Source organism: Pyxidicoccus caerfyrddinensis (assembly GCF_010894405.1).
Taxonomy (GTDB): Bacteria; Myxococcota; Myxococcia; order Myxococcales; family Myxococcaceae; genus Myxococcus; species Myxococcus caerfyrddinensis.
The window spans coordinates 94,973-118,041 of sequence record NZ_JAAIYA010000034.1; the positions used below are offsets into that span (position 1 = coordinate 94,973).

At 69.4% G+C, this 23,069-nt stretch carries 21 protein-coding genes and 1 pseudogene; 11 read left to right on the forward strand and 11 right to left on the reverse strand.

The window, feature by feature from the left end:
• A complete protein-coding gene (locus G4D86_RS46760) occupies positions 1-486 on the reverse strand; it encodes a hypothetical protein (RefSeq protein ID WP_164001979.1) in 486 nt (161 codons plus the stop codon).
• Positions 487-607: 121 nt separating this feature from the next.
• Complete coding sequence (locus G4D86_RS46765) at positions 608-1,153, reverse strand: hypothetical protein (protein ID WP_164001981.1); 546 nt, start codon at positions 1,151-1,153, stop codon at positions 608-610.
• Between the two features lie 127 nt (positions 1,154-1,280).
• Between G4D86_RS46765 and G4D86_RS46770 the strand changes: the two genes are divergently transcribed.
• Complete coding sequence (locus G4D86_RS46770; protein WP_420821892.1) at positions 1,281-1,961, forward strand: hypothetical protein; 681 nt, start codon at positions 1,281-1,283, stop codon at positions 1,959-1,961.
• 1 nt (position 1,962) lies between these two features.
• Here G4D86_RS46770 and G4D86_RS46775 read toward each other — a convergent pair whose 3' ends face one another.
• Positions 1,963-2,517 (reverse strand): hypothetical protein, encoded by a 555-nt coding sequence (locus G4D86_RS46775; protein WP_164001985.1) that lies wholly within the window; start codon positions 2,515-2,517, stop codon positions 1,963-1,965.
• A gap of 213 nt (positions 2,518-2,730) precedes the next feature.
• Here G4D86_RS46775 and G4D86_RS46780 point away from each other — a divergent pair, with 213 nt between their 5' ends.
• From G4D86_RS46780 to G4D86_RS46790, 3 genes are all read left to right on the forward strand, one after another.
• A complete protein-coding gene (locus G4D86_RS46780; protein WP_164001987.1) occupies positions 2,731-3,573 on the forward strand; it encodes a class I SAM-dependent methyltransferase in 843 nt (280 codons plus the stop codon).
• A gap of 145 nt (positions 3,574-3,718) precedes the next feature.
• Positions 3,719-5,044 (forward strand): S1C family serine protease, encoded by a 1,326-nt coding sequence (locus G4D86_RS46785; RefSeq protein ID WP_164001989.1) that lies wholly within the window; start codon positions 3,719-3,721, stop codon positions 5,042-5,044.
• Positions 5,032-6,000: an FHA domain-containing protein gene (locus tag G4D86_RS46790; protein ID WP_164001991.1), complete on the forward strand. Its 969-nt coding sequence runs from the start codon at positions 5,032-5,034 to the stop codon at positions 5,998-6,000. The genes G4D86_RS46785 and G4D86_RS46790 overlap by 13 nt, the downstream gene beginning before the upstream one ends.
• 10 nt (positions 6,001-6,010) lie before the next feature.
• Here the strand turns inward: G4D86_RS46790 and G4D86_RS46795 are convergent, their stop codons facing one another.
• Positions 6,011-6,658, reverse strand: a complete 648-nt coding sequence (locus tag G4D86_RS46795; protein WP_164001994.1) for a hypothetical protein — start codon at positions 6,656-6,658, stop codon at positions 6,011-6,013.
• Positions 6,659-6,909: 251 nt separating this feature from the next.
• Between G4D86_RS46795 and G4D86_RS46800 the strand changes: the two genes are divergently transcribed.
• Complete coding sequence (locus tag G4D86_RS46800; protein WP_164001996.1) at positions 6,910-7,443, forward strand: hypothetical protein; 534 nt, start codon at positions 6,910-6,912, stop codon at positions 7,441-7,443.
• A 74-nt stretch (positions 7,444-7,517) separates the two neighbouring features.
• Here G4D86_RS46800 and G4D86_RS46805 read toward each other — a convergent pair whose 3' ends face one another.
• Entirely contained in the window at positions 7,518-8,222 is a 705-nt protein-coding gene (locus G4D86_RS46805) for a hypothetical protein (RefSeq protein ID WP_164001998.1), read from the reverse strand.
• Between the two features lie 59 nt (positions 8,223-8,281).
• Entirely contained in the window at positions 8,282-8,413 is a 132-nt protein-coding gene (locus G4D86_RS54070) for a hypothetical protein (RefSeq protein ID WP_275899235.1), read from the reverse strand.
• 339 nt (positions 8,414-8,752) lie between these two features.
• Here G4D86_RS54070 and G4D86_RS46810 point away from each other — a divergent pair, with 339 nt between their 5' ends.
• The 3 genes from G4D86_RS46810 to G4D86_RS46820 all read left to right on the forward strand — a co-directional run bounded on the left by G4D86_RS46810 (position 8,753) and on the right by G4D86_RS46820 (position 12,767).
• Positions 8,753-9,988 (forward strand): UdgX family uracil-DNA binding protein, encoded by a 1,236-nt coding sequence (locus tag G4D86_RS46810; RefSeq protein WP_240360866.1) that lies wholly within the window; start codon positions 8,753-8,755, stop codon positions 9,986-9,988.
• Positions 9,989-10,047: 59 nt separating this feature from the next.
• Entirely contained in the window at positions 10,048-10,734 is a 687-nt protein-coding gene (locus G4D86_RS53550) for a hypothetical protein (protein ID WP_240360867.1), read from the forward strand.
• Positions 10,735-11,051: 317 nt separating this feature from the next.
• Positions 11,052-12,767, forward strand: coding sequence for a chondroitinase-B domain-containing protein (locus G4D86_RS46820; protein WP_275899236.1), 1,716 nt, complete (start codon positions 11,052-11,054; stop codon positions 12,765-12,767).
• A 24-nt stretch (positions 12,768-12,791) separates the two neighbouring features.
• Here the strand turns inward: G4D86_RS46820 and G4D86_RS46825 are convergent, their stop codons facing one another.
• Both G4D86_RS46825 and G4D86_RS46830 read right to left on the reverse strand, forming a co-directional pair.
• Positions 12,792-14,789 carry an alginate lyase family protein gene (locus G4D86_RS46825; protein WP_164002002.1) on the reverse strand — a complete coding sequence of 666 codons (1,998 nt, stop codon included), beginning with the start codon at positions 14,787-14,789 and terminating at the stop codon, positions 12,792-12,794.
• Positions 14,790-14,848: 59 nt separating this feature from the next.
• Complete coding sequence (locus G4D86_RS46830) at positions 14,849-15,808, reverse strand: MbnP family copper-binding protein (RefSeq protein ID WP_205520376.1); 960 nt, start codon at positions 15,806-15,808, stop codon at positions 14,849-14,851.
• Between the two features lie 1,162 nt (positions 15,809-16,970).
• Between G4D86_RS46830 and G4D86_RS46835 the strand changes: the two genes are divergently transcribed.
• Entirely contained in the window at positions 16,971-18,635 is a 1,665-nt protein-coding gene (locus G4D86_RS46835; protein ID WP_240360868.1) for a tetratricopeptide repeat protein, read from the forward strand.
• 27 nt (positions 18,636-18,662) lie between these two features.
• Entirely contained in the window at positions 18,663-20,228 is a 1,566-nt protein-coding gene (locus tag G4D86_RS46840; protein ID WP_164002006.1) for a pectate lyase, read from the forward strand.
• A 36-nt stretch (positions 20,229-20,264) separates the two neighbouring features.
• On the opposite strand, the gene G4D86_RS46845 is transcribed toward G4D86_RS46840, so the two are convergent.
• A complete protein-coding gene (locus G4D86_RS46845) occupies positions 20,265-20,609 on the reverse strand; it encodes a winged helix-turn-helix transcriptional regulator (protein ID WP_164002008.1) in 345 nt (114 codons plus the stop codon).
• A 74-nt stretch (positions 20,610-20,683) separates the two neighbouring features.
• On the opposite strand from G4D86_RS46845, the gene G4D86_RS46850 reads away from it, so the two are divergent.
• Entirely contained in the window at positions 20,684-21,517 is an 834-nt protein-coding gene (locus G4D86_RS46850) for an NAD(P)H-dependent oxidoreductase (RefSeq protein ID WP_164002010.1), read from the forward strand.
• Between the two features lie 103 nt (positions 21,518-21,620).
• On the opposite strand, the pseudogene G4D86_RS53555 reads toward G4D86_RS46850, so the two are convergent.
• Positions 21,621-22,025 (reverse strand): annotated as a pseudogene (locus tag G4D86_RS53555) (IS3 family transposase); the annotation flags it as partial.
• Between the two features lie 114 nt (positions 22,026-22,139).
• Positions 22,140-23,069, reverse strand: a 930-nt coding sequence (locus tag G4D86_RS54075; RefSeq protein WP_164002014.1) for a DUF7151 family protein, incomplete at its 5' end; no start/stop codon positions are given.

Consider the following 23,069-nt stretch of genomic DNA (forward strand, 5'->3'; position numbering starts at 1 on the left):
TCAGTCGCGCTTGAGGCGGCGCCGCGAGGCGACCCTGTCCAGCAGGGCCTGGAGGCGGGGTTCCGCCGCCTTGGGAAGGGCCTTGTCTGTGGGTGACTGTAGGGGCATTTCGCGCGCGAGGGCGTAGAGCTCGATCAGCCGCTCCTTGAGCAGCTCACTGTCCGGGCGCTCTTGAAGGGCACGGCGGTAGGCGGCGGCGGCTCCCACGTAGTCCCCGAGGGCGAAGAGGCGCTCGCCCTCCTGCGCGGGAGAGGAGGGGGCGAGGGGCAGGGACGCTTCCTCCTCTGGCGGCTGGAAGGCCTGGAGGGCCTGCAGCTCCGAGGGCTGGAGCGAGTCGCGCAGGTTGGTGAGCTTGAGGGCGAGCGCCGCGTCGTCGGGGAAGGCCCGTGCGAGCGACTCATAGAGGTGGAGCGCCTCGGCGAGCTCACCCCGGCGCAGGGCGCGATCGGCGCGTGCCTCCATGTCGGCCCGGGCTGCTGGGTTCATCAGGCCGGGGAGGTTACCCGCGACGTCGGGGGGATGTCACAACGAACGCGTGCGAGCGTCGAATGCCTGGAAGCGACCCGGGACGGCAGGGTGAATGCCGCCCCAGAGCGCGCGGCTCACCTCACCACTGCGGCGTGAAGTAGCAGTAGTCCGACGCGTAGGGGCAGTCCTGCGGGCAGACGGAGGGGTTTTCGTTGCAGCAGACATTGTCGCCGCACGTGTTGGTGCCGCAGTCCTCGGGGCAGCTGTAGGCCTCGGAGTTCACATCGCAGAGGTGGTCACCGCACTCCGGGTAGCACACGAGGCTGGGCGTGAAGCGCGGGCGCTCCTGCTCGCCGACGAGTCGCTCCGGGGCTTCGCCAGTCAGCCCCATGGGCGTGAAGTAGCAGTAGTCGGACGCGTACGGGCAGTCCTCGGGACAGAGCGAGGGCGTCTCGTTGCAGCAGATGTGGTCGCCGCACGTGTTGCTGCCGCAGTCCTGGGGACAGCTGTAGGACTCCGCGTTGACGTCGCAGTAGTTGTCGCCGCAGACGGAGTAGCAGATGACGTTGGCGTCGCGGGTCGGCTTGGGCTCGCCAGGGCTGTCGTCCGTGGCACCGGGCGTCGCCGCGCCTCCACATGCGAGCAGGAGGCCTGCTGCCAGGAAGAGGATTCGCGTCGGGGACATGCGCATCGCAATGGCTCCTTGCTGCTTCGGGGCTCGAAGCGGGGAGCCTCCAGGATAACGCGAATCGCATGGATGCCGTGGATTGCATGGATGGGGGCAGGGGTCGGCAGGCGGGACGTGGCGCCCTATGCTGTGCGCCGTGCACTCCTCGCTCTGGGCCGTGGGACTCGTGGCGTTGTCTGGCGCGCTCGGCTCCGAATTGCGCCGTGACGGCTACCAGTTCCGTCCGCCCGAGGGCTTCCACATGGTGCGCTGGGAGCAGTACGCCGGCTCGCGCGCGGGGACGGTGGCGCTGGAGGCGGACGCACCGCGAGCCCTCTCCGCCGCGCTCGCGGATGGCGATGGCCCGGAGGCAGCCACGCTGCTGGTGTCCGTGGTGGAGCGAGGCTTCTCCGCGAGTCCCTCCGCGCGGGACGAATTCGCGGCGGCGGTGATGCAGCACTTCCAGAGGGATTTGGGCCTGACGCTGTCACCCGAGCGCGTGGAGCGGCTGGGCGGAGCGGTGCCGCGCGTGGAAGTGCTCGGCACGCTGCGCGAGGCGGGGCAGGTGCGCACGGTGCTGGTGGCGGGGCTCGCGTCGGAGGGGCGTCACGCGGTGGTGGCGGTGAGTGCGCCCGCGGTGCGGTGGGAGGAATTGGAGCCCCGCGTGCGCGCCTCGCTGGAGACGTTTCGCTTGGAGCCGACGACAGCTGCGGGGCCTGTGCCGCGCAGGCTGTTGGGCGCGCTCGCGGGCGCCCTGGCGGGAGCGCTGGTGGCTTCGTACACCGCGTGGCGCAGGCGTCGCGTGCGCCACGGCTCGGTGGGTTGAATCAGCCCGTGAACTGGAAGCGGTAGAGGCACTCCGCATTGCCCTGGGAGAAGCCCTTGAGGCGTTCTGACTTCACGTTCTTCGCGCCGAGCACCTCCAGCCCGCGCTTCATGAAGCCCATGGTGATGTACTCGAAGTACGCGTGCGGCCTGGGGACGCCGGTGATGCGCAATTCCGCGTAGCCCTCGCCCGCGTCCACGTGGGCGACGCCCGCGCTGAAGTACGCCTTCCACACGCCGGGGAAGAACTGCAGGAAGCGGCGGTAGTCGGCCTGCGCGAACATGGCCTTGAGCTGGCCCTTCGTGAGCGCCTGCTCCACGGCGTTCTCACCGAAGGTCCAGTACGCCATCGGGTCGTTCTTGTAGAAGCGCGCGAGCAGCGCCTCCGAGAAGCGCACGTAGGACTCCGCCGGAATCCACGTCATGGGCATCACCGGCTTCGTGAAGACGGAGTCCTTCTTCGCGTACTCCGTCAGGAACGAGCGCCACGCCGGCTCACCGAAGTCGGCCACCACGGAATCCTGTCTCGCCAGGAGCGCCGTGCCCTTGATCTCCATGTCGTCTTCATCTCCCGAGGTGTGAAGGCAGGCGCTGTCCACAAGCCGTGCCCGTGCGAGGGCGCATTCTTCGCCCGCGCCGCCGTTGAATGCGAGGGCAGGCACCCAGGCGTGGAGCCCGCCCGCTCCCTGTCATCGAGGTGACCCTCGCGCGCTCGCCCTGGTCACTGCACTGCGCGTCCGGGCAGGCGAACCCTGGTACAAGTCGCGCCCATGAGAGAGGGAAAGCCGAGCCAGACCGCGGCCATGGTGGCCTTCCTCCGCGCGCTCGCCGACCTCGGGGTGACGAGCGCCAAGGGATTCCAGGACCCCACCGCGCAGCACCTGCTGCCCGCACCGTGGTCGCAGCTCCTTGCACTCTTCCGGCGAAGCGCGCGGCGGCGTCCGCTCTCCGAGTCGCTCGCCAACGCTCGGCAGGGCGCGGACCTGCTCGCACTGCGCACCCTGATGATTGACGCCCACTTGCGGGACGCGCTCGCGCAAGGGGCACGGCAGGTCGTGATTCTCGGCGCGGGGCTGGACGGGCGCGCGTACCGGCTGCGCGAGCTGTCCGACGTCCGCGTCTTCGAGGTCGACCATCCCTCCACGCAAGCCTGGAAGCGGCGCCGCGCCGCCGTGCTGCCCGTCCTCGCGAAGTCGCTCACCTTCGTGCCCGTCGACTTCGAGCGCGACTCGCTCGACGCCGCACTCACGCAGGCCGGCCACGAGCCGGGCGTCCCCACCGTGTGGCTCTGGGAAGGCGTGGTGATGTACCTGACCTCCACCGCGATGCGCGCCACGCTGCGAGTGCTCGCTGCTCGCTCGGCGGCGGGGTCGACGGCCATCATCCAGTACAACACCCGCCCCTCCGGCCCCCACGCGCTGAGCCTGCTGCTGCGCTTCTGGAAGGAGCCGCAGATTTCGCTCCACACGCCGGAGGTCATCGCGGCGGAGCTCGGCGCCGTGGGCTTCCACGTCAGCTCGGATACGGGAACGGACGAATGGGCCCGGCGCTTCGACGCCACGTCTCCGGGGGAGATGCGCCAGGGTGCTCGGGTGGTGGTCGCGAGGAAGTGAGCACACCCGCACTCCCGGCACGGGAGGCCGGGCGTGCATGGGGCGCCCGCCCCGGGAGCGGCCCACCGCCCTGTCCGCCTCCGACATTCCCCCCGCCGCTCCGAGCCCCCGAGCCAGGCGGGGTGGGGTAGGGTGGGACGCATCCATGTTCGCCTTCATCCTCGCCGCCGTGCTCGCGCAGGCGCCGGTGGCTCCCGTGGAGCCCGGCCCGCCAACGCCGGACGCCGGAGCCCCCGAGGCCGCGCTGCCGGTGCCCATCTCCGCGCTGCCGCCCGCCACCCATGAGCTGTTCCAGCGCATCCAGGGCCGCGTCGCCCAGGTGCGCATCATCGAGCGCCGCTCCGGGACGCGGTCGTCCATCGGCTCGGCGTTCTTCGTCTCCGCCGCCGGCCACGCGGTGACGAACTACCACGTGGTCTCCGACGTGGTCATCCACCCCGAGGACTACACCGCGGAGCTGGTGCTGAGCGGCAGCCCGGAGCCCGTCCCCGTGCGCCTCGTGGACGTGGACGTCGTGCACGACCTGGCCGTCATCCAGATGGGCACGCCGGTGACGGACTTCTTCGCCCTCGAGGACCGCGAGCCGCCGCAGGGCGCGCGGCTGTTCGCCATGGGCAACCCGAGGGACCTGGGCACCACCATCGTCGAGGGCACCTACAACGGCTTCATCCAGGACGCCCTCTACGAGCGGCTCCACTTCAGCGGCGCCATCAACCCCGGCATGAGCGGCGGGCCCACGCTCACCGGAGAGGGCCGCGTGGTGGGCATCAACGTGGCTACCATGGGCAACCAGGTGGGCTTCCTCGTGCCGGTGCGCTACGCGCGCGAGTTGCTCGCCCGCGCGCTGAAGGAGACGGCCGCGGACCCGCAGGCGCTGCTGGACCGCGTGCGCGCGCAGCTCATGGACAACCAGGAGCGCCTCACCGAGCGGCTCATGGAGGCGCCGCTGCCGAAGCAGGCACTGGGCGGCTACCAGGTCCCCGGCCGCTGGAGCCCCTTCCTCAAGTGCTGGGGAGACACGCCGCATGACCCGGAGGTGCCGTACACGGTGACGAACTACCAGTGCTCGTCCGAGGAGGACATCTACGTGTCCTCGAACCACCGCACGGGCGTGGTGGCCTACCTGCACCAGCACGCCACCAGTCAGAAGCTGGGCGCGCTGCGCTTCTCCGCGCTCTACAGCGCGCTGTTCGCTCAGGACCCGGACGCGGTGGAGGCCACGCGCCAGGACGTCACCAACTACCGCTGCAAGTCGGAGTTCGTGGACGTGGGCGGCCTGCCGGTGCGCGCCGCGCTGTGCCTCCGCGCCTACCGGAAGTTCCCCGGCCTCTACGACGTGGTGCTGCGCGCGGCCACGCTGAACGCGGGCACCAGCGGCGTGGACACCTCGCTGACGCTCGCCGGCTTCACCGCGGACAACGGCCGGAAGATTGCCCGCCGCTACCTGGAGGGGCTGTCGTGGACGAAGTGATCTTCCTGGAGGTGCTGGAGGGCGACGCCGTCCATGCCCGCCACCGCCTGGAGCGCTTCCCCGTCAGCGTGGGGCGCGGCTACTCCAACGACGTCATCCTCGACGACCCGAAGGTGTCCCCCGAGCACCTGCGCATCGAACGCCGCGAGGATGGCGTGCTGATGCTGCGCGACGTGGGCAGCCACAACGGCACCTTCCGCGTGGAGCCCTGGGCGCCGCTCGCCGAGCTGGAGCTCACACCCGACACCCGCGTGGCGGTGGGCGACACCGTGCTGCGCTTCCGCCCGCGCAACCACCCGGTGGAGGACACCGTCGTCGGGCCCGCGCCCACCGCGCCGCGCCCCCGCGTCTTCGAGCAGCCCCGCACCTTCGCCCTGGCGCTGGCGGCCCTGGTGGGCGCGAGCCTCCTGGAGGGGTACCTCACCAACTACGGGCGCACCGACTGGGGCGAGCTGACGGTGGCGGTGGTGGCGCCGCTGGCGCTCATGTTCGTGTGGGCGGGCGGCTGGTCCGTGGCGAGCCGCATCGCCCGCCGGCAGTTCCACTACCGCACGCATGCCGCCATCGGCACGCTGGTGCTGCTGGGCTCCATCGTCATCCCCGCGCTGCTCACGCTGGTGGGCTTCAGCCTGGCGCTGGGCGGCGGGCTGCCGGGAGTGCATTACCTCGCCTTCCTCGGGTTGATGGGGTGGGGGCTCTACTGGCACCTGCGTTACGTGACGCGGTGGGACCCCCGGCGGTTGATGCGCGTGCTCGTCGTCGTCACGCTCGTGTTCGGCGCGCTGTCCCGCGCGGGGGATTGGCTGGGCAACGAGGGCTTCAGCGAGGGGCTCGACTTCCCGCGCACGCTGCTGCCGCCGGCCTTCCGGCTCGCCCGCGCGCAGCCCGTGGAGGACTTCTTCGAGGACACGGCGGGTCTTCAGGAGCAGGTGGACGCGCTCACGAAGGAGGAGTGAGCGCCGCCCCTCAGGACACCGTCAGGGTGTAGTTGTCGTCGTCGGTGTCGGGGTACACGGTGATGGTGGCGTCGGGGTTGGTGGTCTGCACCGACGGCGTGGTGATGCCGTTGACGATGGCGAAGATCTGCCACTGCTGCGCGGTGCTGACCGGGAGCTCGTCGTACGCGTCCACCACCGTGACGATGTCGAAGGGGCTGTCGTTGCGCGTGATGTTGAACGTCACCGGCGCGCGCCAGGTGTTCTCGAGGACGATGGCCTTCGGCTGGGTGGCGCCGATTCGCAGGAGCTCGAAGCCGTAGAGGCCGGGCGCGCTCAACTTCACCCGCGCGATCAGGAAGGCGGAGTGGGCCTTGAAGCTGACGGTGGCCGTGGTGAGCGCGAGGCCGTTGATCATCGTCGTCGCGGAGACCGAATAGGCATCGCCCATGGGCATCCTGGCACTCGCACCCGGGGCGACGCTCACCTTGGCAACCTGGTTCGAGCCCTGCATGACGCGGAACTCAGCGGACGTGGGCGTCGTGTTGACCAGGGTGAACCCGGTGTTGGCCGTGGCCGGGACAGGCTGCGCGGACTGCGTGGGCGCGGCGGGGGACCGAGGTGCGGGCACCGGCTCCTGCTTCGCCACGGGGACCTGGAGATGGGTCAGCTCGTTCATGGGGCGCTCCTCATGGAATGTCGTGGGTTGCGCCGCGTGCCTGAGCAACCGCCGTGCCCACGGGTCGTCCCAGCGCGGGGCCTCGAAACGACCTGGCGCGGCGTTCGGCCGGGACGCACGAGGTGGTGCCCGCGTCTGCCCCGAACGCGGGCCGCTGCGGGATTCACACAGAAGTGTATTGCGTGGAATCGCGGGAAAGGCTCCCATGCGCGTGAGTCGGGAATGACCCTGACTCCACACTTGGAGCTGCCATGCGTTCCTCCCTGCGTTTCTCGGCGTTCATCTTCGTGACTTCCCTCCTGGGGCTGGGCTGTGGGGCCGCGCCGCAGCAGGAGCCGCAGCAGCCGACGGCCGAGGCCGTGCCGGAGCTGGTGCAGGTCGAGCAGGGCGCGGTCGGCGACACGCTGCTGCGGTGTGAGCAGCCGCAGGACGGCACGTACCTGGAGGTGGTGCAGACGGCCACCGGCTACGAGGCCGCGCACGTGTCCGAGGAGTACGACCCGTGGGATTGCCGCTGCACGTACACGAAGCGCACGGTGCTGGGGCAGTACACGCGTTGCTACAAGTCCACGGTGGACCCGCGCATCATGAACTGCTTCCGCATCGAGCCCAACGGCACGACGGGCAAGGTGGTGCTGTCCACCACGCGCGTGCAGAAGACGCAGATGGTGATTGGCGGCACGCAGACGGTTTCCTACAGCGAGCTGAGCATCGCGGCCATCAACCAGGACCCGGGCCAGACGCCGCGCAAGGACTTCAACTACAACCTGGACGACTGCCAGTAGGCGAAGGCACGGCGGGAGTGGGCTCCCGCGCTGGAGCCCACTCCCGACGTATCCCTGGCTCGCGAGCGACGGTGTCAGCGTTGCCGGGTGAAGCGGCTGAACATCTCCTCGAAGTGCCACAGGCCGACGGCGAGGGTGGCCTCCACGGTGGGCTTGTTCCCCAGGACGAGCCGGAGGTCGTCGTACCCGCCCCGGGCGACGAGCAGGACGTGGACCTTCCCCACGCGTCCCTGGAGGCCGAGGCTGGCGCGCACGGGCACGTCGAGCCGTGCGCTGCCCGGCGCCATCACCGTGGCCCCCTGCACGCCCACGAAGCCCTCCAGGTATTCCGCCACGGGCACGTCGCGTGTCAGGCGCGACACGGAGAATCCCAGCGCGGGGCCCACGCCCGCGTCGTCGCTGGCGCGGGTGGCGGTGTGGACGTGGAGCCCCCACTGCATTGCCACGTTGAGCTCGTCTGAGAGGACATCGCGGTACGACGGCGTGATGCGCAGGTGGTAGGCCGCGTCGGCGCTGAACGCGGCGCGGTGGAAGCCCTGCCGGGCCTCGAGGACGAGGCCGTCCGACTCATGGGTGCAGGGGAAGGGAAGGTACGTCCCAATGCCGACCTGGTTCGTGCCGGCGAGCAGGTCCGTCCGCCAGCTCTCCGAGCCCATGGCCGGCAGCGAGAGCAGGGGCAGCTCCGCGGCCGCCGTCCCGGGCCCGAGGCACAGCAGCACCAGGACGACGTGGATGAACCCAACGACAGACTTCGCCCACTGCCGCTTCTGCTGCGTCATCGCGTGCTCCCTTCAGGATCGACTGTGATGACCCTAAAGGCAGACACGGGTGCCATTCCTCACGGACTCTTCATGGTTTCATCATTGAAGCCGGAAGGAGTGGGGTCCGGTGCTCCGTCGTCCACGACGTCACGGATGCGAATCTGCCACTCGGCCTTCTCGACGCGGACGCGCCGGACGGCCTTGCCCATCTGTAGCCGAGCCCCATTCCGACACCGCCGCCAGCGGAGGCCAGGGTCAGTGCCCAGCATTCGAACACATTCATGTGGGCCAGGAATGAGCAGGAGTCGGGCCACGTCCGGGCACTCTCGGAGGCGCTGGGGAGAAGGGCGGCGCTCCTGCTCCGTTTGTCCGTCCGGGGGGCGCCGGCCGGGACTTTCTGGCAGGTGGGTTGCCCGGAGAGCGTCAGGACGGGGCCTTCCCGGTCAGACGCTGGAGGGAGGGTGGCGGATGTCAGACCGGAGAGGTAGGACGTGCGGTGAGGGGAGGGTGTCCCAGTGGGGCCGTCCGGAGACCACGACCGAGCGTTCATGGCCGTCCACCAGAAGCTTCAGATTCTCGCCGACGCGGCGAAGTACGACGTCTCTTGCGCGAGCAGAGGAGGCCAGCGTGAGTCCGCGCTGATGCGGGTGCGCATGGGGCCGGACCTGGCGTCCTTCCGCGCGGTGGCGCGGGGGCTGATTGCGCGCGGAGAGCCACCAGAGCGGGTGCTCTTCGAGGATGCCGGAGCGGCGCGGGGCTCGCTGCTGGCACTGGACGTCCCCGTGACGGAGCTGGGATTGGCCTCGGGGCCGCCTACGCCCGCGGTGCCTCGGGACTTCCTGGGGCTGGCGGAGAAGGTGGTGTGTCACCGGGACGCGGAGCGCTGGGCGCTGCTGTACCGCGTGCTCTGGCGGCTGACGCATGGGGAGCGCAACCTGCTGGAGGTGGACCGCGACGAGGATGTCCACCGCCTGCGGATGATGGAGCGGGCGGTGCGGCGGGACGTGCACGAGATGACGGCCTTCGTGCGCTTCCGCAGGGTGGAGCGGAACGGCGCGGAGCACTTCATCGCGTGGCACCGGCCGGACCACCGCATCGTCCGGCATGTGGCTCCGTTCTTCGTGCGCCGCTTCCCGTCCATGCGCTGGAGCATCCTCACGCCGGACGCCTGCGTGCACTGGGACCTGGAGCGGCTCACCTTCGGCGCGGGCATGCCGCGCTCGGAGGCACCGGAGGGGGACGTGCTGGAGCCGCTGGGGCCGGCGGGGGCGCCACTGATGCTGGTGGGCGATCAGCCAGGGGACATGGAGGACCGCGAGGGGCGCCCCTTCGTGGGGCCGGCGGGACAGCTCCTGGACGAGGTGCTGGGGCGGGCTGGGCTGAAGCGCTCGGCGCTGTACGTCACCAACGTGGTGAAGCACTTCGGATGGACGGAGGGGGCGGGCGGGAAGCGGCGGCTGCACCAGCCACCGGGGCGGACAGAGGTGCTGGCATGCCGGGCGTGGCTGGAGGCGGAGGTGGCGGCGGTGCGGCCGAGGCTCATCGTCGCGCTCGGGGACACCGCGGCGCAGGCGTTCCTGGGGCCGGGGTTCCGCATCCACCTCAGCCGCGGGCAGGTGTTCGAGACACCGTGGGTGGACGGGTGGATGGCGACATTTCATCCGGCGGCACTGCTGCGCATGCCGGACCCTCGCAAGCGGGCGGAGGCGCGCATCCACTTCGAGGCGGACCTGCGCTCGGCGGCGGAGTGGCTGCGACGGCGTGTGGCACCATGCGTGGGGTGAGGCGGTCCGAGCTTCCGTGCGGAGGGAACGGTGGGCCGCGTCCAGGCGTCCACCTCCACATGCTCTCCACGCTCCTGTTCGTGGCCCTCACCGCGCTGCCAGCGGAGGACGTCCCTTCCGCGAGGGAGCAGCCCTACGCGGAAGTCCTGGCGGACCTCTCGGCCCGGCGCGGTGCGCTCGCCACGAGGTGGCTCCAGCCGGGAGTGGACCGTGACGCCATCCGGAACGAGGCGCGCGCCGTCGTGCTCCAGGCCCTCACCCGGCAGCTCCTGCCCGCCTGGTACGGCACGCCGTGGGAGTTCTACGGTGACACCCGGACGCCGCGCTCCGGGAGCATTGCCTGTGGCTACCTCGTCTCCACCGTGCTCGCGGATGCGGGGTTCCGTGTCGAGCGCGTCCGGATGGCCCAACAGCCCGCCGAGTACATCGTGAAGACGCTCGTGCCTCCGCGTCGCACGTGGCGCTTCCGGAGCCGTCCCGTCAGCGAGGTCGTCGAACGGGTGAAGCGCGAGGGGGAGGGTCTCTACCTCGTCGGGCTCGACTACCACGTGGGCTTCCTGTGGAACGACGGCACGCGAGTATCGATGTGCCATGCGTCCTACCTCGGGACGGCGGAGGTCCTCTGCGAGGACGCGCTCACCTCACCGGCGATGCTCTCGCGCTACCACGTCGTCGGGCGCCTGCTGGAGGAGGCCATGCTCGACGCGTGGCTGGAGGGCAGGGCACTCCCCACCGTGACGCGCTGAGGCCTTGGCGAGTCGTCCCATCGCCGCTCGGCTCCTCCAGGCGCGGCCGCTGGAGCGCACGTCCTCTCGGCCCGAGAGCAGCCACGGTGGAGCGGAATTCAATAACCTTGGATGCGTTACGGAATGCGTCGCAAGGCTCGTCGCTCGCCTGCCGTCGCGAGGGATGAGGCCTTCCACTCAAACAACCAGGCAGGACCCGCCGCCAAGGGTGGCGCCTGCCACGTCCGGGAGACCTCTCCCGCGCGTGGCGGTGTGCCTCGCGCGGGGCCCGCTGGAGGAAACGACGTTTGCGTAAACTTCAAGTGGCATGCGCTGTGATGACCTTCTCGCTCCTTCTGACGGCAGGCTGTGACAGGGGCGGAAATGCAGAGGCAACCCCGCCGGATGACTCCTCCCCGGGCACCAACCCCTCCGCGCCCGTCCCCGAACCTGCTGACCCCGGCACCGGCACCCCTGAGCCCACGCCCGGAACTGGCACTCCTGAACCCACGCCTGGCACCGGCACGCCGGAGCCCACGCCCGGTACCGGCACCCCGGATCCCACGCCCGGCACTGGCACTCCTGATCCCACGCCCGGCACCGGCACGCCTGAACCCACCCCCGGGACGCCGCCGCCCCCCGCCGAGCAGGCCGATGTCCTTCCCACCCCCAAGCGCACGCGCACCGCACGCAGCCTTACCGAGCTGCGGAGCATGATTGCCTCCGCCGTTCCGGGTGATCGCATCGAGCTCGCCGACGGCAGCTATACAAACCAGACCCCCATCGAGGTGTCGGTCCAGGGGACGGAGCAGGACCCCATCGTCATCACTGCGCAGACCGTGGGCAAGGCGACCCTCAGTGGCGCCGCGGGCTTCCACGTGGAAGACGCCTCCCACGTCATCCTGCGGGGCTTCAAGCTGACGCACGGCGTGGAAGAGGGAGACGTCGGGCTGAGAATCGTCGGCTCGAACCACGTCCGCTTCACCCGGAACGAGCTCGCCCTCAAGGACACGACGTCCATCAGCACCTGGCTGCGGCTCGAAGGCGCGGGCAGTGGCTACAACCGCATCGACCACAACGACTTCCACGACAAGACGAGCTCCAACGTCTTCTTCGCCGTCTATGGCGATGCGGCGGACGGAAGCCTGGGCATCTCGCAGCGCGACCGCATCGACCACAACTACTTCCACAAGCTGACGCTCGACACCGAGGGTGGCGAGTGCCTGCGGATCGGCGACAGCAAGCGCGGTCCCATCAGCGCGCACACGCTCGTGGAAGCGAACCTCTTCGAGGCGTGCAACGGTGACCCCGAGGTCATCTCCAACAAGAGCTCGGAGAACGTCTTCCGCGGCAACACCCTGCGCAACAACAAGGGCTCGCTGGTGCTGCGCCACGGCAACAAGAACGTGGTGGACGGCAACTTCATCCTGAACAACGCGGGGGGCATGCGCGTCTACGGCCATGACCACCTCATCACGAACAACTACTTCGAGGGCAGCACCGGCACGGGCGCCCAGGGCACGCTCATCCTCAGCAGCGGCTGCACCGAGGACGACACGGGCAAGGGCACCGACTGCAGCGTGGCCGCCCGGGTGACGGTGGCCTTCAACACCCTGGTGGGCAATCAGCCGACCCACCTGGTCATCGGCGCCTCGACCTCGACCCGGCCCATCCCGGCCCGGGACCTGCGCATCGAGAACAACCTCCTCGTCGGTGCGCAGGGGACGCTGGTGGACTTCGAGCGGGCCCCGGAAGGTTTCACCGCGACCGGCAACATGCTCTGGGGCGCGGCCTCGCCCGGCGACATTGCGTCCAATGGCTACGTGCGGGCAGACCCCAGGCTGGTGCGCGCGGCGGATGGGCTGCTGCGTCCGTCCGCCGGAAGCCCGGTGGTCGGCGCGGCCCGCCCCTCCACCAGCGGGCTGAAGCTCACCACGGACATGGATGGCCAGGTGCGCGCCGGCGCGCTGGACGTGGGCGCGGACCAGGTGGCGAGCGGCTCGGCCTTGCGCCGTCCGCTCACCCCCGCGGACGTCGGCCCCCAAGCACCGTAGGACGGGCCAGGGGCCCGTCGGCCCTCACTCCACGGCGCCTCTGTACGCAGGGGCGCCCTCCGGCCCACAGGCCGCGGGGGCAGCGGTGACGGTGAGGGCCTCGTCCGCTTCGGCTGGCCGCTGCACCTGGATGTGATAGCCGCGGCCCGCGGCACACACGTACACCTCGAGCCCGTCCGGCTGCGGCCGGGCCGAGACGCGGGCCGGCGACATGGCGCTCGGACCACTCGTGAAGAGGGTGGCGTAGTGGCCCTGGGCGCCCTCGCGCGGGTAGACGAGCACCGTCGCCGCCTTGCGCACCTCGTAGTCCTCCGAGTACCACCCGTCGTACGGTTTGGTGGCCCCGCGCACCGTGGAGACGGACAGCCCCTCGGGCAGGGCCTGGGCGACCTGGAGGACGCGCTTGCCCGTCGCGTCGGTGACGGAAGCGGAGGAGCCCTGCGTGGAGACCGTGAGGTCGGGCTGGAACTGCCAGCGCTGCTCGAAGCGGTGCGAGCCTTCCGAGGTGAGCCGGTCCAACACCAGGATGACGTCCTTCTCCAGCAGCATCACCGCGCGCCAGTGCCGCACTCCCTCGTACAGCGTGTGGTAGCCAGACTGGTAGAGCCACCGCCCCCCTTGTGCGGACAGACCAGGAGTGGCGTTCCCCGCGCGCTGGTCCAGCCCGTCCACCGTCACGGTGTTGTGGGCGCGGGTGCTGCGGAAGTAGGTCTCCTCTTCCCCCGGCTCCTCGGTGAACATCCCGGAGTCGGTCAGCAGCGTGCGCCCGGCCGAGTAGAGCACCACGTTGAGTGCGTCCAGGTGGCTGTGGTCCGTGCGGTAGGGCCCCATGTCGAACACCAGGTGCGTCTGGGCCTGGTAGTCCATGCCAGGGTCGAACGAGGAGCGCAGCACGGCGACGCCGGAGCTCCCGAAGAAGGCGAGGCGCTCGGTGGGCGCGCTGCCGCACATGCCCGCCGTCAGCATGTGGGCCAGCTCGGGGAAGGCCGCGCCCATCCGCGCGAGCAACACCGGTTGATGCTTGCGCACCAGGAGGCGCTGGCTCGCCCCGAGCATGGGGATGCGCCCGTCGGGCTGCACGATGTAGGAAGCAAAGTGGGCCATCCGCTCCAGCACGGGCCACACCTGCGGGGGCAGCTCCACGCCGTGGCTCCGGGCCCACTGCGCCAGCTGATACACCTGGGTGAAGACGTAGAACTGGTAGTAGGCGGAGTTCTCGATGATGAAGCCGTCCGAGCCGATGATGTCCGAGAGCAGATCGTCGTAGCGGGCGAGCGCCAGTTCACGCCAGCGGGGCGCGTCCTTGAAGTCCGGGAAGTTCTCCGCGATGAGCAGCAACGCCGCCGCCTCGGCGAACCCGTGGTTGAACCCGGCCTCGAAATGCTCCGGGTCCTCCAGGAAGCGCGCGTCCTGGAGGATGAGCTGCTCGAGCAGCCTCGACTCCTGAAAGGAGAGGGCGTCCGCGTGCTTGAGCTTCCAGTACGAGTTGACGAGCACCATGGCCCGGTAGGCGGTGCCGTGTTTGTCCTGGCTGAAGACGGAGTTCTTGCTGTCGGCGGCGAAGCTCCTGAAGACGTCCATGAGCTTGTCGCGGTAGCGCCGGTCTCCCGTCTCCCGGAAGGCCCACAGGAGGTGGGCCGTGGGCCGCAACCCGTAGAAGACGTAGCGCCAGAACTTCTCGCCGTAGGGGTCCTCGGTCCAGGTCAGCGGCGGCGGCAGGTGGACAGGGTCGAACCGGGGAACGGGCCAGGTGTCCTTGAGGATGAGGTCCGCGCTCTCCAGGTCCCCCTCGTCCAACCACAAGTAGGCCACCTCCGTTCCGAAGACGTGGCCCTTCACGACGCACGCCTTCCCCTCGCAGCCCTTCTCCTGCGCGGGGTTCGCATCCTCGTGCCCGCAGACGATGTTCAGCACCTGCGCCGAGTCGAGCTCCTGCGACGGCTCCTTCGCCTTCCCGCAATGCGTGAGCAGGCCGATGAGTAAAGCACCGCCTGCTGCTCTCAATCCCAAACGTCGCGGCATGTCTCACTACTCCGTTGCTAGAAGGGCGAACAGTCCGGTCCATGCGAACATCGCCGGACCTACTCGACACGGATGAAGGCGTCCGCGCCGCTGGCGGCATGGGGCCCGCCGAGCCCGATCTGGCCGAACAGCGCGGCACACTCCGGGTCGTCGGCGCTGGAGAGGCACCCTGCGACGGGGTCCGTCGTCCCGTCCCCGGAGCTCTCGAAGTCCGTGTGCGCGAAGAGTGCCGCCACGTCGAAGACGACCCGGCTCTGCCCCGGAACGAAGCCCGTGAGGAAGACGGTGCCCTGATTCTCCGCGCTGCAGTGGACGCCGATGTCTGGCGTCCCCGTGCAGCCGTCGGCACGGACGTGGAAGGCATAGGGCCTGTTGCCACCCGCGCGCACGTCGAGACGAAGGAACCTGTAGCCGTTCGTCAAGCTCCACCACATGCTGCGAACGTCGAGGGGTGGGTCGACCCACTCCACATTCTTGTGATTGAGCTCGGGAGGCACCCCCAGCGTGAACTCCACGCCGGTGTAGTCGTCGAGGTCGGGCACCAGGCCCACCACCTCGGTGCGGAGCTCCGGGCTGCCCGTGTTGCAGTTGCCGGTGCCGTCCTCGAAGTCCAGCAGGGCGACCGTGTCGCGCTGCCAGTGTCCATCCTGCTCCAGCACCAGGGGGTACCTCGCCCCGTTCTCGCGCACCAGCGCGACGTCGCGGACATACGCCTTGAAGTCCTGCAGTTGGAGGGAGGTCCTCGAGGCACCGATCTTCTCGTAGCTCGCATCGCAGCGCAGGGGCTTGTTGTGCACCTGGGCGGCGAACGGGAGCGAGAGCTGACGCGCCTCACCGCAGGCGAGCAGTGGCGTGGGCAGCGCGAGCAGGAGGAGCAGGTGCGTCCAGGAGGGCAGGCCCGGCCTGGGACCTCCGGCGCTGAGCCGCCGCCTCGGTGCCAACTCCGCCACGGCCGACGGACCCCGTGCGGCTGTGCCGGTGAGCAGCTCGAGCCGCTCCGCCTTCCTGCTCTCGTTCAACTGCTGCCCTCCCGGCTGCATCCGCCCCTCCTTGCGAGTGCGAGCCAGGGCCCCGAGGCCCCGTTGCACGCGACGATTCCGGCGGGGGCGGGCGGTTGCACGGCGCGAGCCCGTCGCGGGCGGCCCGGAAAGGGACGCCTGGCGCGACAGCGCAATTGCCCTCCGGGTAGAAAACCGGCGGGAACGCGGCCGTGTCACTTTGCGCCTGTGGCGACGCGCCTTCCCGGGTTGGGCAGGCCGCTGCCTCCGATGGGCATTCCTACGCCTCATCCTCCCGGACGATGCGGATGTGAGCGCCACGCCACAGGCGACGAGCGCGGCGACGGCAACCAGCCCTCGGCGCGATACGGATGGGACGTATCGGACGCATGCGCTCTGCAAGTCCAAGCCTGCGCCGAGGTGACCTCAGGCGCACCGCCTGAGGTCGTGCGAACATCGCGCTCGGCCGTCTAGCACAGCCCGCAGCGTTTTCCGTCGCTGTAGGAGTTGCAGCACTGCCCGCTGTTGGCGCAGTCCGCTCCGCTCGAGCAACCCGAGCGGCAGACTCCTCCGTTGCAGTTCCCCATGCAGCAGTCTCCGCCGACCGAGCAGGAGCTCCCCTCGTCCGCGCACTGGTTCGAGGAGTAGCACTCCGTCCCGAAGCATGCTCCGTCGAGGCAGTAGAGCGCCCCGGGGCAGTCGTAGTCTTCGACGCAGGAGTTGTTGCATCCGTACGGCCCGTCGCTGTCGACAGAGGAGTCACATCCCGTCAGAGCGAGCGCCCCCATGAGCCACAGGTTCGACAACAGTCTACGCGCGCAGGAAGGGAGGCTCATGTCAGGTCTCGGTCGAGTGATCGGAAGGTGTGAACGTCCTGGGGGGCCGGACACGTCGTAGGATAGCTGGCTTGGACCGGATGATGTCAGCCGCGCCGGTGGCTTTCGCCACCTGAGGCGCCCCTGGCTGGAGGATGGCGGGAACGTTTCCTATCACCGGGAAGGCTCTCGTCGAGAAGGCCGAGGGCCTGCCCCTCGCGGGCGAAAGCCCCCTGCTTCGCGGCCTTCCGGAAGCCCGTCCCCCCTGGCGGGAGCGGCATGGCGAGCGCACGGCCCGGCGCCGCATGGGCGGGGAACGTTCGCGCGCCCACCTTTGGACGGAGCTCATTTCACCGGAGCGCCTCCCGATGCGTGCTTCCCTGTCCCTTGCCTGCATGTTGACGCTGGCGCTCGTCGCTGCGCCCGCCTTCTCCCACGGTCCCCCCGCCGCGCCCACCCTGGACGGCCTGGCCGAAGGCGCCGTACTGCTCGACGGACTGAGCACCCATGAGCGGTCCGTCACCACGGCCTCGCCCGGTGCCCAGGACTTCTTCGACCAGGGCCTGCGGCTGGCCTACGGCTTCAACCACGACGAGGCAGCTCGCTCGTTCGCTCGCGCCGCGCAGCTCGACCCCACCTGCGCCATGTGCTTCTGGGGCATCGCCCTGGTGCTCGGGCCCAACTACAACATGCCCATGCTGGCGGAGAACGCCCCGGTTGCCTGGGAGGCGCTGAAGCGGGCGCGAGCGCTGGCGCCGAGCGCCTCCCTGGTGGAGCAGGCCCTCATCGCCGCGCTCTCTCGCCGCTACCCCGGCGCCGAGGCGGTGGCCCCCGAGGCCATGAAGCCCTTCAACGAGGCCTACGCGCGCGCCATGCGCGAGGTGGCCCGGCGCTTCCCCGACGACCTCGATGTGCAGACGCTCTACGCCGAGGCCCTCATGGACCTCAACCCGTGGAAGCTGTGGTCGCTCGAGGGGAAGCCCGCGCCTGGCACCGGGGAAATCGTCACCGTGCTGGAGTCCGTGCTCGCGCGTGACCCGAATCACCTGGGTGCCAATCACTACTACATCCACGCGGTGGAGGCCTCGTCGCATCCGGAGAAGGCGGAGCCCTCCGCGGACCGGCTCGGGGCGCTCGCACCGGGCGCCGGGCACCTGGTGCACATGCCCGCGCACATCTACCAGCGCGTGGGCCGCTACGCGGACGCCTCGGCGAGCAACAGGAAGGCCGCGGAGGTGGACCTGGCCTACATGAAGAAGGCGCAGCCGCGCAGCCACATCTACCCCATGTACACCGCGCACAACTTCGGCTTCCTCGCCTTCTCCGCGTCCATGGAGGGCCGTATGGAGGAGACGCTCGCGGCCGCGCGTGCCTCGGCGCACCACTTCCCCGCGGGGATGCTCTCGGTGATGCCAGGCATGGACTTCTTCGTGGCCGAGCCCCTCTTCGCCATGGTGCGCTTCGGCCGCTGGGACGACCTGCTCGTCGAGCCCCGTCCCGAGGAGAAGTACCCGGTGCAGACGGGCCTGTGGCTGCACGCGCATGGAATGGCCCTGGTGGCAAAGGGGCAGCTGCGGGAGGCGCGCGCCGAGCTCGCCGAATTGGAGCGTCTGGCCGCCGAGGTGCCCCCCACGGTGGCCGCCAACCTCAACACCGCTCGCGACGTACTCGGTGTCGCGGCGCGCGTGCTGAAGGCCCGGCTGGCGCAGGCGGAGGGCCGCCCACAGTCACTGGCCCTGTGGCAGGAGGCCGTCGACGCCGCGGACCGTCTGTCCTATGCCGAGCCCGCCGACTGGTTCTACCCGGTGCGCCACTACCAGGGCGCCGCGCTGCTCGAGGCCAAACGCTTCCGCGAGGCCGAAGCCGTCTACCGCGAGGACCTCCGCCGCAACCCGAAGAATGGCTGGAGCCTCTTCGGCCTCACCCTCGCGCTCGAGGGCCAGGGCCGCAAGGACGACGCGGCACGCACCCGCGCGGACTTCGAGAAGGCGTGGGCGCGCGCGGACTTTCCCCTCACCACCACCGCGCCCTGAGTGCCCGGTGTGCTATGCGTTGCATGCATGAGAAGACTTTTCGCGCTCGTTCTCGCCCCTGCCATCTCGACGTTCGCCTGTGTTTCCGCGGACACCGAACTGGAGGGCGATGGCTCGCCCTCTACCATCGAGCTCGGTGAGGCGGCGCAGGCGGCCACGACTCCGCTCCGTACGAAGGCGCTCGGACGCATGCGGAACGCGGCGAAGTACTTCCACGATCTGGTCGCGCGCCATGGCGGGTATGCGTGGCACCACAATGCCACCAACCTGAGCGAGCGCTGGGGCGATATCCAGCTCGACGACGACCAGATCATGATCCAGTCGCCCGGCACGGCGGACGTGACGATCGCCTTCGTCGAAGCCGCCCTCGCCGACCCGGCAACACCGGCGCTCAAGACCTACGCGACGGACGCGGCGATGGCGCTGCGTCATGGGCAGATCAAGTCGGGGGGCTGGCGCCTCTACGCGGACTTCAAACCGACGCCGGTGCTGAAGGGGTGCTACCTCAACACCACTGCAAGCTGCAGCTGCGGCGGCTGCACGACGACGACCTACGACGACCAGGTCACCCAGAATGCGCTCATCGCGATGATGCGCACCGATCAGCTCCTCGGGTTCGCGAACACGGCCATCTCCGGCGCCTCCGCGTACGCCCGCGCGCGGGTGGAGACCTCGCAGTTCCCGACGAATGGCGGGTTTCCACAGGGGTTCGCCGGTCCCGTCGCCGCGCGGCCGGCCTTGGCGGCGAGCTATCCGCCGTCGATCGGGACCTCGTGTGGCCTCGCCACCTGCTACGCGAACTCGTACACCACCGAGTACTGGGACGACCCGACCCTGAACGACAACCTCGCGTCGGCCTTCGTGGAGATGCTGTACCAGGCAAGAGAGGTCTATCCCGCGCAGGCAGCGACCTATCAGGCCATGCTCACCGCGTACGGTGACTTCCTTCGCCGTGCGCAGATGCCCCAGCCCCAGCCCGCCTGGGCGCAGCAGTACGACCTCCAGATGCAGCCGCGCTGGGCGCGCAACTGGGAGGTTCCGGCGATCGCGGGCCAGGAGAGCCAGGACGTCATGTGGGCGCTCCTTCGCCTCTACCAGCTCGACCCGAGCGTGCCGGCGAACCGCGCCGCGGTCGGGACCGCGCTCGCGTACCTGGAGAACGTCGACCACGCGGGCAACACGCTCATCCACCGCTACATCGAGCTCGACGACACCTCGCCGTCGAACATCGGCTTCTACACGGTGAAGCCCGGCGGCTACCCGGCCCAGTTCTCTTCCGCGCCGCCGACCTACCAGAACTACGGGTGGGAGGGTCCGTCGCAGCTCGCCGCGATCCATGCGGAGTACGACCGGCTGGCGAGCGACACGAGCATGATGAAGCGCTCGTGCCAGCAGCTTCGCGCCGACACGGCGCAAGCCGTCGACACGGCGGTGAACAACGAGCGGTGGATCACGACGTACAGCCCGGGTGGCCCGCGAAGTGGTGCCACCCCCGGCGACTATCTCGACACGAGCACGTTCGTCAGGAACATGCGCACGCTGGCCGAGTTCGTCACGCGCACGACGACCGACTGCGTCGCCTGGAACTACTGAGGCGTCGTCGGCGCCGCCTGCCCGAGTCGGGTGCGTTCACCCCATGCGCTCCAACCGGCCCTTGTACTTCTCACCCCAATCCCGCAACCCCAGCAGCACCGGCTCGAGGGAGCGGCCGAAGGCGGTGAGCTCGTATTCCACGCGCGGCGGCACCTCGGCGTAGACGGTGCGCTTCACCAGCCCGTCTTCTTCGAGCTCGCGCAGCTGCAGGGTGAGCATGCGCTGGCTGCAGTTCGGCAGCCGCTTGCGCAGCTCACCGAAGCGGTGTGTGCCCCGCAACAACCAGTACAGCACCACGCCCTTCCATCGCCCGCCGATGACGCCGAGGGACGCTTCCACCGCGCAGTGGGTCTTCGAGTCGTCGTCGCGCTTCCGGGGCATGGTTCCCTTTTTGTGCGTACTGGCCAAACTTGTGCGTACTTGCGAAGTCATAACCAGAGTCGTACGTCTGGGCCATGAACATCTTGATTGTCTACGCCCACCCCGAGCCGAAATCGCTCAATGGCGCGCTGAAAGACCTCGCTGTGCGCCACCTGGCCGGTCAGGGCCATGAGGTCCGGGTGTCGGACCTGTACGCCATGGGTTGGAAGGCGGTCGCCGATGGAGGTGACTTCCTGAGCCGTGATTCAGGGGAGCGACTGTCCTATGCGCGGGCGTCGAAAGGTGCCTTTGCTGACGGTTCGCAAAGCCCGGACATCGCGGCCGAGCAGGAGAAACTGCTCTGGGCCAATGCCGTGCTCTTCCAGTTCCCGATGTGGTGGTTCTCGATGCCGGCGATCTTGAAGGGCTGGATTGAACGCGTCTACGCCTTCGGTTTCGCCTATGGCGTCGGCGTGCATGAGGGCGAGCGCTGGGGCGACCGCTATGGCGAAGGCACGCTGACGGGCCGCCGCGCCATGCTCTCGGTCACCATTGGCGGGCGCGCGCCTCACTACTCCGACCGCGGAGTCAACGGGGCATTGGACGACATCCTCTTTCCGATCCAGCACGGGGTTCTCTTCTATCCCGGTATGGAGGTGCTGCCGCCGTTCACGACCTATCAGGCGGACCGGCTGAAGGCAGAGCAGTGGCCGTCTGTTGAAGAGGCGTTCAAGGCGCGGCTGGATGGCTTGTTCACAGACGCCCCGCTCCCGTTCCGTAAGCAGAACGGTGGGCACTACGATACACAGCAGGTGCTGAAGCCCTGCCTCGGCCACGACGCCTCCGGCACACGCATCCACCTGGTCAAGCCGGGCGAGCCGGAACAGCTGCCGGTCGGAGTGAAAATCTTTGAGACAGAAGAGCTCTGAGGACACGTGCGGAGCCATCCTGACGTAGAGGACGCATGGTGGCCCTGTTAAGGGTGGGTGCTGGAGCAGAGAGGGAGGGGAGGGCTGCTGACGGGTGCCCCAAGGGCTCCACTGGCCGAGCGCGCGGCCCCGGTGCCACCGGATGGCCATGGGCCGAATCGGTGGTCCGCACGAAGCGACGACGGGGCCGAGCGCGAACGCCCGCCTGGCGCATCAAGCGAGCCACGCGCTTGCGAGCCACGCGCCGGCCCCGTGCCTTCAGCTCTGCATGCACACGCGGAGCGCCGTACGTGGCTCGGCTCGCCTGGTGGACGGCCAGCACCTCCACGCTGAGAGCCAGATCGCTCTTCTTGCGCTCCGACTCGGGCCTCTTGGCCCAGGAGTAGTAGCCGCTGCGCGAAACGCCCAGGTGACGGCAGAGGGATGCGACCGGGAAGAGGGCCTTCTTCGCGTTTATGAAGGTGAACTTCACTTCATCTCCTTCGCGAAGAAGGCCTTCTCCTCGTTCGCGGACAACCTGTGCTCCTTCCATCACATCTCGGGCGTCCACGGAACTGGGCCATGCTCAAAGCCCCGGCTCATCTGTTCGAGCGGTGGGGAGCGACGGCAAACAGCACGGGGTTCAGTTCGCGCAGGCCAAGTCCACCGTGCTGGCGGCTGCGTTGTATTCCAAAGGACCGAAGCCCGCCTTGTACCCGATCCTCTTGCAGTAGCGGTGGGAGGCGGAGACACAGGTGGCGGGGAAGTAGGTCGTTCCATTTGTGAAGATGAGAATCGTTGAGCTGTTGCAGTTGGGGTGCCCGAGAGGTTCCGGCACGGAGAGCTCGCTCAAGGGGATCTTCAGCACGCTCACGCCGGGGCCGGGGGCGCCAGTAGCGCCAGTAGCGCCGGGGGCGCCAGTAGCGCCAGTAGCGCCAGTAGCGCCGGGGGCGCCGTTGCACACGTAGCGCGTCAGCGTCGAGCTCACCTCCGCATCACTCAGGACGCCGTTGCTATCGGCATCCACACCGGCCTCGAACTTCACCCCGCTCGTAGCGCATCGGCTCCCTGCAGGCTCCGCCGAGGTCCTCACCAGCGCCCGCTTGCCATCCGCGCCAGTCGGGCCGGTGTCACCCTTGAGGCCCTGGAGACCAGTGTCGCCCTTGTCACCCTTTGGCCCCTGGAGACCGGTGTCGCCCTTGTCGCCCTTGAGGCCCTGGGGGCCCTGCGTGCCAGTCAGGCCAATGTCGCCCTTGGGGCCTTGAGAACCAATGTCACCCTTAAGGCCCTGAGGACCAGTCGCGCCAGTCAGGCCGGTGTCGCCCTTGAGGCCTTGTGGACCAGTCGCGCCGGTCAGGCCGGTGTCGCCCTTGTCACCCTTGAGGCCCTGCGGGCCCTGAGGACCAGTCGCGCCAGTCAGGCCGGTGTCGCCCTTGAGGCCCTGAGGACCAGTCGCGCCAGTCGCGCCAGTCGCGCCAGTCAGGCCGGTGTCGCCCTTGAGACCCTGAGGACCCATGTCACCCTGGGGGCCCTGAGGACCAGTCGCGCCAGTCAGGCCGGTGTCGCCCTTGAG

Bases quoted from the DNA above. Each gene is read 5' to 3' on its own strand.
- G4D86_RS46760 (WP_164001979.1), bottom strand. From the start codon at position 486: ATGAACCCAGCAGCCCGGGCCGACATGGAGGCACGCGCCGATCGCGCC.
- G4D86_RS46765 (WP_164001981.1), bottom strand. From the start codon at position 1,153: ATGTCCCCGACGCGAATCCTCTTCCTGGCAGCAGGCCTCCTGCTCGCA.
- G4D86_RS46770 (WP_420821892.1), top strand. From the start codon at position 1,281: ATGCTGTGCGCCGTGCACTCCTCGCTCTGGGCCGTGGGACTCGTGGCG.
- G4D86_RS46775 (WP_164001985.1), bottom strand. From the start codon at position 2,517: ATGGAGATCAAGGGCACGGCGCTCCTGGCGAGACAGGATTCCGTGGTG.
- G4D86_RS46780 (WP_164001987.1), top strand. From the start codon at position 2,731: ATGAGAGAGGGAAAGCCGAGCCAGACCGCGGCCATGGTGGCCTTCCTC.
- G4D86_RS46785 (WP_164001989.1), top strand. From the start codon at position 3,719: ATGTTCGCCTTCATCCTCGCCGCCGTGCTCGCGCAGGCGCCGGTGGCT.
- G4D86_RS46795 (WP_164001994.1), bottom strand. From the start codon at position 6,658: ATGAACGAGCTGACCCATCTCCAGGTCCCCGTGGCGAAGCAGGAGCCG.
- G4D86_RS46800 (WP_164001996.1), top strand. From the start codon at position 6,910: ATGCGTTCCTCCCTGCGTTTCTCGGCGTTCATCTTCGTGACTTCCCTC.
- G4D86_RS46805 (WP_164001998.1), bottom strand. From the start codon at position 8,222: ATGACGCAGCAGAAGCGGCAGTGGGCGAAGTCTGTCGTTGGGTTCATC.
- G4D86_RS54070 (WP_275899235.1), bottom strand. From the start codon at position 8,413: ATGGGCAAGGCCGTCCGGCGCGTCCGCGTCGAGAAGGCCGAGTGGCAG.
- G4D86_RS46810 (WP_240360866.1), top strand. From the start codon at position 8,753: ATGGCCGTCCACCAGAAGCTTCAGATTCTCGCCGACGCGGCGAAGTAC.
- G4D86_RS53550 (WP_240360867.1), top strand. From the start codon at position 10,048: ATGCTCTCCACGCTCCTGTTCGTGGCCCTCACCGCGCTGCCAGCGGAG.
- G4D86_RS46820 (WP_275899236.1), top strand. From the start codon at position 11,052: ATGACCTTCTCGCTCCTTCTGACGGCAGGCTGTGACAGGGGCGGAAAT.
- G4D86_RS46825 (WP_164002002.1), bottom strand. From the start codon at position 14,789: ATGCCGCGACGTTTGGGATTGAGAGCAGCAGGCGGTGCTTTACTCATC.
- G4D86_RS46835 (WP_240360868.1), top strand. From the start codon at position 16,971: ATGCGTGCTTCCCTGTCCCTTGCCTGCATGTTGACGCTGGCGCTCGTC.
- G4D86_RS46840 (WP_164002006.1), top strand. From the start codon at position 18,663: ATGAGAAGACTTTTCGCGCTCGTTCTCGCCCCTGCCATCTCGACGTTC.
- G4D86_RS46845 (WP_164002008.1), bottom strand. From the start codon at position 20,609: ATGCCCCGGAAGCGCGACGACGACTCGAAGACCCACTGCGCGGTGGAA.
- G4D86_RS46850 (WP_164002010.1), top strand. From the start codon at position 20,684: ATGAACATCTTGATTGTCTACGCCCACCCCGAGCCGAAATCGCTCAAT.